Origin of the sequence: Kluyvera ascorbata ATCC 33433, assembly GCF_000735365.1 — a bacterium.
GTDB lineage: Bacteria > Pseudomonadota > Gammaproteobacteria > Enterobacterales > Enterobacteriaceae > Kluyvera > Kluyvera ascorbata.
This window is the reverse complement of the sequence record NZ_JMPL01000135.1, coordinates 1-10,731: the sequence shown is the minus strand read 5'-3', so window position 1 is coordinate 10,731 and position 10,731 is coordinate 1. Positions and strand designations below refer to the sequence as shown.

Sequence of the window (10,731 nt, the reverse complement as noted above, 5' to 3'; positions counted from 1 at the left end):
AAATGTAATTAAATTATATTAAATATTTCATAATGTTTCATCTATATTCAATTTAATATGAATAAAAATGTTTTATTTGTTTTTGCCATTGTTTTTACTGGATTTATTTATCATGATGATGTTAATTTTATCGATATCAATCATCTGAATGATTATGTATAAGATAAAAAATCCCGATCGCACTGGCATACGATCGGGAAGAACAAAAACAACAAATTGATTGATGCATAACAAAAGGCTAATAACGGTAAGGATAATGGCATGATCGCCATAAAAAATAAAGATGCAGAAAAATACTTTATTGTTATTTATTTTATGAATTTAAAATGGCAACTGTTATAAAATTTTTATCATTAGAATATCGTGATTGAGTACTCTCCTGGACAATGGGGCGAAAGAACCTAACGCGAATCAGCAGTACCTCCATTGATGTAGATGTCATCTGACAAAATTGCCGAAGATCAAGCTAACGGTAGTTTGTTACCGGTAACGTTGAGTGAGACTACCTCACATCAATTTAATCGTTATAATGTGACCGATATCACATCTATTGCCAGCGTGATGTCGTGGCAGTGAACATGAATAGCGTAATGAGAGTATTTTTATGGAAGAGCAAATAGAGCGTGGCCCTGGTGGCAAGCTGGCACTGTGGGTATTTTACGCATTTTGCGGTTACTTTGTCTGGGCGATGGCGCGTTATCTATGGGTCATCAGCGATGTACAGAGTATCCCCGGCGCGACGATCGACGGTGAAATAGGTTCGTCCGTGGGGAAATGGATTGGCGCGCTGCTCGGCTTCCTGGTGCTGAGTATTGTCGGTGCGTTGCTTGGCGGGATAGCCTGGTATACCCGACCTCGCCGGCTTGAACAGGAAGAACAGCGCTAATATTGCTATGCTGGGGGCCAATATACACTCATCCGCGGTGAAGGAATGGAACTAACAGCATGGCAGCAGGACGTTGAACGTTGGTTTGAAACTCATTATGTTGGTAGCGATGCGGCGCATGATATCGCCCATTTTCGTCGAGTCTGGCGTACTGCCAGACGCATCGCTGCCGACGATCCCGTCGACCTCACGGTGATATTACTGGCAAGTTATTTTCACGACCTCGTTAGCTTGCCGAAAAACCATCCCGACCGCGCCCGTTCCTCTCAGTTATCGGCTCAGCAAACGCTGCTGATTCTACAGCGCGATTTCCCGCAGTTTCCCGTTGAGCGCTATGGCGCCGTTGCTCACGCCATTGAAGCACACAGCTTCAGCGCGCGCATTACGCCGAACACACCCGAGGCCAAAATCATTCAGGATGCTGACCGGTTAGAAGCGCTGGGTGCTATTGGTTTGGCGCGGGTATTTGCCGTTTCCGGGGCGATGAATGCGGCGCTGTTTGACGCTGACGATCCCTTCGCTGATAACCGTGAACTGGATGATAAAACCTACGCCCTCGACCATTTCCAGACCAAGCTGTTGCGGTTACCTGAAACCATGCAAACCGCAAAAGGGCGCGAGTTGGCACAGCATAACGCCGATTTTCTTGTGCACTTTATGGCGAAGTTGAGCGCCGAGCTGGCGGGCGATCCGCTCTCGGTGGACGCGCAGGTGCTGCGGAGATTCGCAACGCCAGACTCGAACAACTTATGGTAATCTCAGGTTTATTTTTCTGTATCTGGTCAAACTTATGCAACAACGAGTCTTATCACATGAGAGTGCGTCGTTAGACGCACCAGATGCTCAGACGCTGCTTGAGCATATTCTGGAGATTTACGATTTAAAGACCGTTGTCGCTGAGCTTAGCGCTGTGGGGGAACAGCACTGGAGCCCGGCTATCGTAAAGCGCGTCGTAACCCTGGCGCGCGCCAACACGCGTCTGAGTGAAAATGAGTGTGCCCATCTGGCCTCTTTGTTACCGAGGCCGCCTAAGCATCATCCGAATTATGCCTTTCGCTTTGTCGATCTTTTTGCCGGCATCGGCGGTATTCGTCATGGCTTTGAGGCGATTGGCGGCCAATGCGTGTTTACCAGCGAGTGGAACAAACACGCGGTGCGCACCTACAAAGCCAACTGGTACTGCGACCCTGTAGAGCATCGGTTTAATACGGATATTCGCGATGTGACGCTGAGCAATCAGCCTGACGTCAGCGACCGTGAGGCTCAGGAACATATTCGGGCGTCGATTCCTCAGCACGACGTGCTACTGGCGGGCTTCCCGTGCCAGCCTTTCTCTTTAGCAGGCGTCTCCAAAAAGAATGCGATGGGTCGTGCGCACGGCTTTGCCTGCGATACTCAGGGCACGCTATTTTTCGACGTGGTGCGGATTATTGATGCTCGACGGCCACCTATCTTCGTGCTGGAAAACGTCAAAAACCTGAAGAGCCACGATAGCGGCAAAACCTTCCGAATTATTATGCAGACGCTAGATGAACTGGGATATGAAGTTTCCGATGCCGCGGATATGGGCGCCAATGACCCGAAAATAATCGATGGTCAGCACTTCCTGCCGCAGCACCGCGAACGCATTGTGCTAGTCGGTTTCCGCCGTGACTTAGGGCTACATGAAGGCTTTACTCTGCGTGATATTCCGTCGCTCTATCCGGCTCAGCGCCCGACCTTTGGTGAACTGCTGGAGCCAAACGTTAACCCCAAATTTATCCTCACCCCGGTGCTGTGGAAATATCTTTACCGCTATGCGCGTAAGCATCAGGAGAAAGGCAACGGTTTTGGCTACGGACTGGTTGACCCGACAAAAGCCAGCAGCGTGGCGCGAACGCTGTCGGCACGATATTACAAAGATGGCGCCGAAATCCTGATCGACCGGGGCTGGGATCTGGCGCTGGGGGAAAAGCACTTTGATGACCCGCAAAATCAGCTGCATCGCCCGCGTCGCCTGACGCCGCGAGAGTGCGCTCGCTTGATGGGTTTTGAATCACCGCAGGGCTACCGTTTCCGTATTCCGGTGTCGGATACTCAGGCGTACCGGCAGTTTGGCAACTCGGTGATTGTACCGGTGTTTGCCGCCGTGGCGCGCCTTTTACAGTCGCGTATTTTGCAGGCGGTTGCGCTGCGTGATTCGGAAACCGGCGATGGCGGACGTTCACGATAAGGCCACCCGCAGTAAAAATATGCGCGCCATCGGCGCGCAGAATACCGCGATTGAAAAACGAATGGCGGTACTGCTGGATGGCCTGGGCTTGCAGTGGCTCTCGCAGGACACGCGCCTGCCGGGCCGCCCCGATTTTACCCTCGACGACTACCGCTGCGTGATATTCACGCATGGCTGCTTCTGGCATCACCACGATTGCTATCTGTTTAAGGTGCCCGCGACGCGCACCGACTTCTGGCTGAATAAAATTGGCGCTAACGTCGTACGCGATGAGCGGGATATACGCCAGCTTATTGCATCAGGCTGGCGCGTGCTGGTGGTGTGGGAGTGCGCGCTACGCGGGCGGGAGAAGCTCACGGATCTTGCGTTGAGCGAGCGGCTGGAAGAGTGGATCTGCGGCGGCGAGGGCAGCGCGCAGATCGGTATTCAAGGGATCTCAAGCCTGAGGTTTATTTCTCAGTCTGACAAGGAATAGCGCTGGCTTTTGCCGGGAAAAGATATTTCCCGAGCGTCACCAGCACGACGGCGGCGATGATAATCGCCAGCGCGAGCCATTCGGTCCCAGAGAGGTGCTCCCCGTTAAAGCCAGTACCTAACAGCACGGCAACGACCGGGTTCACATAGGCGTAGCTGGTGGCTACGGCAGGCGTGACGTTGCGAATCAAATACATGTAGGCGTTGATGGCGATAATTGAGCCAAAGATGGCGAGATAACCTACCGCCAGGAAACCGTGCAGGCTGGGCAGGGCAGTCAAACGCTCGCCGCTTAACAGCGACGCCACCATCAGGATAATTCCGGCTGCCAGCATTTCGACGGCACCGGCCATCATGCCGGTGGGCAGCTCAATGCGTGAACCATACACCGAGCCAAACGCCCAGCTCAGCGAACCAATCAGGATCATCAGCGCACCCCACGGGTTGCCGCTTAGGTTGCCGCCGCTGTTGAGCAGCACGATGCCCGCGAGACCAATCGCAATCCCCAGCCACTCCAGTTTACGCGTCGCGATACCAAAGAAGCGGCTGAAGCAGAGCGTAAATAGGGGAACGGTTGCCACCATAACGGCGGCGATACCAGAAGGTACGTTCTGGTGTTCAGCGACGGTTACCATGCCGTTACCGACGGCCAGCAGCAATACGCCAATGATAGCCGCATTAATCAGCGGTTTTCGCGCCGGCAAACGGTGACCGGTCGCCAGCAAAAATACCATCAACACCACGCCCGCCGAAAGAAAGCGAATGCCTGCCATCATTAAAGGGGGCCAGCTGGCAACGCCGATGCTAATGGCAAAATAGGTTGAACCCCAAATGATATACAGCGCGAACAGCGCGCCAATCAGGGGTAACAGTTGTTTAATACGCATACTTCCTCACGGCAAAATAGCAAGCAGGCAGATAGTAAACGCCAAAACTACCGTGCTGGCGAGTGCTTTAATTCAGGGGTTGATGTTGTTTTTATGTTATAAATATGTATCTCTTACGCCCCGCGTCATTTTGCTTCATACTTTGTTATCAATACAAAAAATAAAGGATGTGGTTTGTGGCAGGAAGTAGCTTATTAACCTTGTTAGATGATATCGCCACTTTACTCGATGATATCTCGATGATGGGCAAACTGGCGGCGAAAAAAACGGCTGGCGTGCTGGGGGATGATTTATCGTTGAACGCCCAGCAGGTGTCTGGCGTGCGTGCAAATCGCGAGCTGCCGGTGGTGTGGAGCGTGGCGAAAGGGTCGCTGCTTAATAAAGTCATTCTGGTACCGCTGGCGCTGTTAATCAGTGCTTTTATCCCGTGGGCGGTGACGCCGCTTTTGATGATTGGCGGCGCGTACCTCTGTTTTGAAGGCGTGGAAAAAGTGCTGCATACGCTGCATGAGCGTAAGCACAAAGGCGACGATGACGCGCGCCAGCAGCGTCTGGAGGCCATTGCGCAGCAGGACCCTGGCAGCTATGAGCGAGATAAAGTCAAGGGCGCTATCCGCACCGATTTTATTCTCTCTGCAGAAATTGTTGCCATTACCTTAGGCATCGTCGCTGAAGCGCCGTTGTTGAATCAGGTGCTGATTTTATCCGGTATCGCCGTGCTGGTGACCATTGGCGTCTACGGCCTCGTGGGCGTGATTGTGAAGCTGGATGATATGGGCTACTGGCTGGTCGAAAAACGCAACGCCCTGGCGCAAGGTGTCGGTAAAGGGCTACTGGTGGTAGCGCCGTGGCTGATGAAAACGCTGTCGGTCGTTGGGACGTTAGCCATGTTCCTGGTGGGTGGCGGTATCGTGGTTCACGGCGTTGCGCCGGTGCATCACGCTATCGAAACCTTTGCCACGCAGCAGGCATCCTGGCTTGCCACGCTGGTGCCGGTGTTCGCCAATCTGGTGCTCGGTTTTGTGATTGGCGCCGTCGTGCTGGCGGGGGTTAATGTCATCTCACGCTGGCGCCAGTCTCGTGCATAAAAAATGCGGTTCCGGTACGCAAACCGTTCGTGGATCGGCTAAGGTGAAACAGTTTCACCCTGATACCGGAGGCAACAATGGTCTTTTTGGTCAGTGATGAAGTCCGGCCCAAAAATGGTGGGCCGCGAATGGTCGTAACGGGATACGCCAGCGGGATGGTGGAGTGCCGCTGGTACGATGGTTTTGGCGTTAAGCGGGAGGCATTCCGTGAAGATGAGCTGATTCCAGGCAATCTATCCCCACAAGAGCAAACGTAATCTTTGCCTTTGCGCCCGGCGAATGCCGGGCGGTTTAGGGCCGTTATCCCGGCCCTTTGTCGTAGCATTGTCGTCGTGGAGCAGCATGAATTATCAGCAGCAATCAATTCTGGAACTGTCGCGGGTTGTTAATTCAAACAGCCGTTTAGGAGCGCTACCGTGCATCCCTTGAAGGCGACGACACCAACGCCCACAGGATGGTGGTCTAAGCTGGCGCGCCGGGTTAAGCCTGAGCGGGTCGTCAATATTTGTTTTGTCGTGGTTCTCTTTTTTTCAACGCTGCTGACATGGCGCGAAACCATCGTGCTGGAAGATGCCTACATCTCAAGTCAGCGTAATAATCTGAAGAACGTGGCCAATGATATGGATGCGCAGCTTCAGTTTAACACTGACCGCCTGCTGTTTTTCCGCAATGGTATGCAGTCCGCTCTCCAGGTGCCGCTGGCGTTTGAAGTGCTGCGCGCCGCCGAACAGCAGTTTGAACGCCAACGTGCGCAGTCTGACTGGCAGATCTCTTTGAACAACAACCGAACGCTGCCGCTACACGGCGTATCCGACGCGTTCGTTGAGCATACTAATCTGCTGTCACGCGACAATCCGCTGCTGGGCAACGAGTTCATGGCGACCATTGAACTGGGCTACCTGCTGCGTTTATCCGCGATGACCCGTCAACACCTTGCGCGTTTTGAAACCCATATGCTGTACGTCTCGCGTGCTGGTTTTTACCTCAGCACAGATGCTACCCAGCAGGACAGCATAACCGAATATTACTATCGTCTGGCAACCAGCCCCTGGTTTACCCAGCAGTCGCAGCGCGACAACCCCAACCGTGGGGTGAAGTGGCAGACGACCTTCAGCCGGGATAAAACGCCGGCTGCGCAAACCGTGACTGCCGCCGTCCCGCTAGACTATGAACAGTATTGGTTCGGCGTGCTGGCTATCCAGCTTTCTGTCAACGAAATGACGCAGTTTCTGACGCAATCCGTTGAAGGAGAGGAAGAAGGAGAATACCAACTATACGACCGCCGAATGAACCTGATTGCCTCTTCTGAGTCGGATGCGTCAAAGCGCACTCAGCTCTCGCAGGAGGTTCAGGCCCAGCTGGCTCATGCCTATGAACAACAAAACGAAGGCAGTGTGCGCCAGTTTTCGCGCTATATCAGTTGGGAGAAGCTGCGAAATTTTGATGGCGTACTGCTGCGCATTCATAGCCTGGAAGAGGGGGTTCGCGGAGACTTCGGCAGCATCAGTATTGCGCTGACGCTACTTTGGGTACTGTTTACCACGATGCTGATTATCTCCTGGATAGTCATCCGCCGCATGGTACGCAATATGTCAACGCTTCAGGATTCGCTGGCGTGGCGCGCGTGGCACGATATGCTGACCCGCCTCTATAACCGCGGTGCGTTGTTTGAAAGAGCGAGCAAATCTCTTGCCGCCTGCCAGAAGGCGGGTGAGTCGCTGGCGGTCATTCAGCTCGACCTCGACCATTTTAAAAGCATTAACGATCGCTTTGGTCACCAGGCCGGTGACCGGGTGCTTATTCATATTGGCAGGGTGATCCTTAATAAGATCCGTAAAGAAGACATCGCTGGCCGGGTAGGCGGTGAAGAATTTTGTCTGGTGCTGCCGGACACCTCGCTGGCTCAGGCAACGGTCATTGCCGAACGTATCCGCGAAAGCATTAACAGCCGGGAAATCCTTATTTCCCGCAACCAGACCATTCGGGTTAGCGCCTCGCTCGGCGTTTGTAGCAGCGATGAACTGGCGCAGTATGATTTCCAGGTTCTGCAATCTATTGCGGATAAAAGACTCTATCTGGCGAAAACGAGTGGGCGAAATCGTGTGTGTGCGGAAGACGGAGAGGACAGGGATAAATAGCGTCATAAAACATAAATTTAACTTATGTTGAACGCGTATATTGAGATAAATCTTAAAGGCGTGATGGCGATATTCTGAAAATAAAACTGTCATCTTGTTGATTTATCATTAGGTTAGCGAAGTGTCTGCGTAAGCAGGACTACGCTGTCATATTTATTTCTTAGGTGAATAATTCTTGTCATTTTAAATAAACGACGATAATGTTTCACCCACGTCAGGTTTCCTGATGTAACGAATATTTCAATGCTTCTTGCTTCGGCAAGGTTGATCCCGACGCTTGCGTGTCGGGATTTTTTTACCCCGCTAGCGCGTCACTTCCGTGATGCTGAAATCATGAATATCCAACTCGAAGGCTTCTGCCAACTCGTGCCAGGTATGGTATTCGCGGCCATCTACGCTCACGTGATGTGGGTCCTCCGTCGCGCGGTGGATTTCGCTTTCGCTGATTTCGTTAATCGCTGCTAGCAGCGCATCAATGTTAACCCCTCGGGGGTCGCTTGCTATCTTCATCACAGACACCCTTTGTTTCGGTCCCTGTATAAGTATACATCCAATGGATGATACCGCTCAAAAAATGAGCGATTTTGCGATAGTGATGGATAATTAAGCACTTATGCAACGGAGCGCTGTCAGCGCGGCAATTTTGTTCTAAACTGGGCTAAACCACTCAGGAGATGACGTTTATGCAAGTTAACGATCGTGTGACGGTCAAGACAGATGGGGGGCCGCGTCGCTCCGGCGTCGTGCTGGCAATTGAGCAATTCAATGAAGGGACGATGTATCTGGTATCGCTGGAGGATTATCCTATGGGGATCTGGTTCTTCAATGAGTTGGGCCACGCAGACGGTATTTTCGTTGAAAAAAGCGAATCGTGATTTAGTCATCTGGCGGTAGCGATACCGCCAGTTTCCCTGCTGTCGTTATCCTAACGCATATTGACGAAAATGCCTGATGTGACATTCTCAGCCAGACGAACAACATGATAGATAACCTGTTTGTTATGCGTTTTTATTTTCTTTTTAATATTACCCTTATGTGACGATACGGTTTTAGCTTTAATATTCATCTGATCGGATATTTGTATCGTTCCCTGACCCGACATCCACATTTTCAACATGCTGGATTCTGTACGACTCAATGACAAGGTAGAGATATTAGTTTGCTTTACTTCTGCTGTTTCTTTTTTCAGATAATTACCCAAAATGATATCGAGCGTTTCAGGTTTTATCGATTTAGAGCTAATTAGCAGATTACTCCTAACCATCAGATATTCGTCAAAATGAATATTGGCAATCGCCATAAAAACAATGAACAGCGTCCTGGGGTGTTGATTAATGATCTGCTTAATATGCAGACTACTCTGCACATCATGAATGAAGCAGTCCTCATTAATAAACACGACAGCTGGACGGCGAACTGCGCATATCTCAGCGAGCCCGTCAACGTTGTCTACATTGTCAATATCACGTTTTTTTACCCCACGACTGGCCAGGTATCCGGTTAACCCTAGCCGCGTATAACTGCATAGATCCATAATAATCGTTGACATGGCATACCCTCACTCAATGCGTAACGATAATTAACCCACTGCCTTCGAACTTCATCGCCGCAACGAACCTGGTGAAAATAAAAACAAGAGGATGAAGACGAACAGGCGGCATCAACTATCCCGTAAAGTTACGTATAATTTGCCAGGAATCATCTCAAAGTAAAGTAAATGTTATGTTGTGTGAATCATCTAAAAACAAATAACCCGCGCCAGCGATATGCTGGTAGATGTTTTTGCAGTTTTACTTTAGGAATTTCCTCATAATAACCAGGTGGCTTATGGAGAATTTATACGTGGTAACTCACTGATAATATCTGCTAATAGATCAAATATCTCACTAAATAAGTGTTCGCAAAACGGTGCGATCAGCGGCATTAATGCTGCCATTAATAGAATGCCGACGGTGAGAGTAATCGGAAATCCGATGACGAATACGGAGAGCTGCGGTGTCATACGGTTGAGCATACCCAGCGCCAGGTTGACCGTCAGCAGCAGCGTGATAATAGGCAGAGCCAGCATGACGCCGTTGAGAAAAATCATTCCTCCCGCGCGCGTCAGCGCTAAAAACGCGTTGCTGTTAATGGGTTCGCCGCCGATGGGCAGGGTGTGAAAAGTATCGACCAGCAGTGAAATAAGCCATAAATGGCCGTTAAAAACCAGGAACAGCAGCATCGCGAGCATGTCCATGATTCGTGCCAGCACCGGCATATTGAGGTTGCTTCCTGGGTCAACAAAGGTGGCAAATGAGAGCCCCATCTGCAGGCCGATGACCTCGCCGGAGTAGCGAACGGCCGCAAAGGCGAACTGCATGGTGTATCCCAGCGCAATGCCGATAAGAATCTGCTGTAGCGCTAGCCAGAGCGCATTTGCCGAGAAGATAGGGACTTCAACGACCGGCAGAGAAGGGGCGATAACGACGGTGATAATAATCCCCAGCCCCACCTTCACGCGTTTCGGTATGGTGCGTTCATTCAGAATCGGCGCGGTCGTTATCAGCGCCAGTACCCTCAGCATGGGCCAGAAATAGAGGCTGAGCCAGGAGAGCCACTGGTCGCTGGTGAAATGGATCATCGTGCTTAGCCGATGATATAGGGCAAGTTGTTGAACAGCGTTCGCACGTAGTCCAGCAGGAGATTCAGCATCCACGGTCCGGCAACGATAATCGCGATAAACACAGCGATGATTTTTGGAATGAACGACAGCGTCATTTCGTTAATCTGCGTCGCGGCCTGCAGAATACTGATAATCAGGCCGGTCACCAAAGAAACCAGCAGCAGCGGGGCGGCCAGCGCCAGCGCCACTTTCATCGCTTCGGTGCCCATCATCATGACGGATTCAGGGGTCATGGGTACTCCTTAACTGTAAAAACTCTGCGCCAGCGAGCCGACCAGCAGTTGCCAGCCATCCACCAGTACAAACAACATCAGCTTAAACGGCAGCGCGATGGTGGCAGGCGGCACCATCATCATCCCTAGCGCCATCAGGACGCTGGCGATC

At 51.4% G+C, this 10,731-nt stretch carries 13 protein-coding genes and 1 pseudogene; 8 read left to right on the top strand and 6 right to left on the bottom strand.

The features are described 5' to 3' along the window. Window positions 1–604: 604 nt before the first annotated feature. The 4 genes from drpB to GKAS_RS20610 are packed head-to-tail and all read left to right on the top strand — an operon-like array spanning window position 605 to window position 3,573. The gene (gene drpB, locus GKAS_RS20625; RefSeq protein WP_035897008.1) at window positions 605–886 is read left to right on the top strand and encodes a cell division protein DrpB; all 282 of its coding nucleotides are present in this window, start codon (window positions 605–607) and stop codon (window positions 884–886) included. 45 nt (window positions 887–931) lie between these two features. Continuing rightward, complete coding sequence (locus GKAS_RS20620; protein WP_035897007.1) at window positions 932–1,642, top strand: phosphohydrolase; 711 nt, start codon at window positions 932–934, stop codon at window positions 1,640–1,642. 34 nt (window positions 1,643–1,676) lie between these two features. After that, entirely contained in the window at window positions 1,677–3,098 is a 1,422-nt protein-coding gene (locus tag GKAS_RS20615; protein ID WP_035897006.1) for a DNA cytosine methyltransferase, read from the top strand. Further along, complete coding sequence (locus tag GKAS_RS20610; RefSeq protein WP_035897005.1) at window positions 3,079–3,573, top strand: very short patch repair endonuclease; 495 nt, start codon at window positions 3,079–3,081, stop codon at window positions 3,571–3,573. The genes GKAS_RS20615 and GKAS_RS20610 overlap by 20 nt, the downstream gene beginning before the upstream one ends. On the opposite strand, the gene yedA is transcribed toward GKAS_RS20610, so the two are convergent. After that, a complete protein-coding gene (yedA, locus tag GKAS_RS20605) occupies window positions 3,548–4,459 on the bottom strand; it encodes a drug/metabolite exporter YedA (RefSeq protein WP_035897003.1) in 912 nt (303 codons plus the stop codon). The genes GKAS_RS20610 and yedA overlap by 26 nt on opposite strands. 176 nt (window positions 4,460–4,635) lie before the next feature. On the opposite strand from yedA, the gene GKAS_RS20600 reads away from it, so the two are divergent. From GKAS_RS20600 to dgcQ, 3 genes are all read left to right on the top strand, one after another. After that, on the top strand, window positions 4,636–5,547 hold the full coding sequence (locus GKAS_RS20600) for a DUF808 family protein (protein ID WP_035897001.1): 912 nt from the start codon (window positions 4,636–4,638) through the stop codon (window positions 5,545–5,547). A gap of 77 nt (window positions 5,548–5,624) precedes the next feature. Next, window positions 5,625–5,804, top strand: coding sequence for a YodC family protein (locus GKAS_RS20595; RefSeq protein ID WP_035896999.1), 180 nt, complete (start codon window positions 5,625–5,627; stop codon window positions 5,802–5,804). 159 nt (window positions 5,805–5,963) lie between these two features. Further along, window positions 5,964–7,685, top strand: a complete 1,722-nt coding sequence (gene dgcQ / locus GKAS_RS20590; RefSeq protein ID WP_246870758.1) for a cellulose biosynthesis regulator diguanylate cyclase DgcQ — start codon at window positions 5,964–5,966, stop codon at window positions 7,683–7,685. Window positions 7,686–7,988: 303 nt separating this feature from the next. On the opposite strand, the gene GKAS_RS20585 is transcribed toward dgcQ, so the two are convergent. Continuing rightward, entirely contained in the window at window positions 7,989–8,195 is a 207-nt protein-coding gene (locus tag GKAS_RS20585; RefSeq protein ID WP_035896996.1) for a DUF2525 domain-containing protein, read from the bottom strand. A 173-nt stretch (window positions 8,196–8,368) separates the two neighbouring features. On the opposite strand from GKAS_RS20585, the gene dsrB reads away from it, so the two are divergent. Beyond that, window positions 8,369–8,560: a protein DsrB gene (gene dsrB / locus GKAS_RS20580; RefSeq protein WP_035896994.1), complete on the top strand. Its 192-nt coding sequence runs from the start codon at window positions 8,369–8,371 to the stop codon at window positions 8,558–8,560. 50 nt (window positions 8,561–8,610) lie between these two features. Here the strand turns inward: dsrB and rcsA are convergent, their stop codons facing one another. The 4 genes and pseudogenes from rcsA to fliP form a co-directional block, all read right to left on the bottom strand. Continuing rightward, the gene (gene rcsA, locus GKAS_RS20575) at window positions 8,611–9,234 is read right to left on the bottom strand and encodes a transcriptional regulator RcsA (protein WP_035896993.1); all 624 of its coding nucleotides are present in this window, start codon (window positions 9,232–9,234) and stop codon (window positions 8,611–8,613) included. 276 nt (window positions 9,235–9,510) lie between these two features. After that, a complete protein-coding gene (fliR, locus tag GKAS_RS20570) occupies window positions 9,511–10,305 on the bottom strand; it encodes a flagellar biosynthetic protein FliR (RefSeq protein ID WP_035896990.1) in 795 nt (264 codons plus the stop codon). 5 nt (window positions 10,306–10,310) lie between these two features. Then, window positions 10,311–10,580 carry a flagellar biosynthesis protein FliQ gene (gene fliQ, locus GKAS_RS20565; protein WP_035896987.1) on the bottom strand — a complete coding sequence of 90 codons (270 nt, stop codon included), beginning with the start codon at window positions 10,578–10,580 and terminating at the stop codon, window positions 10,311–10,313. A gap of 9 nt (window positions 10,581–10,589) precedes the next feature. Then, window positions 10,590–10,731 (bottom strand): annotated as a pseudogene (fliP, locus tag GKAS_RS20560) (flagellar type III secretion system pore protein FliP); the annotation flags it as partial.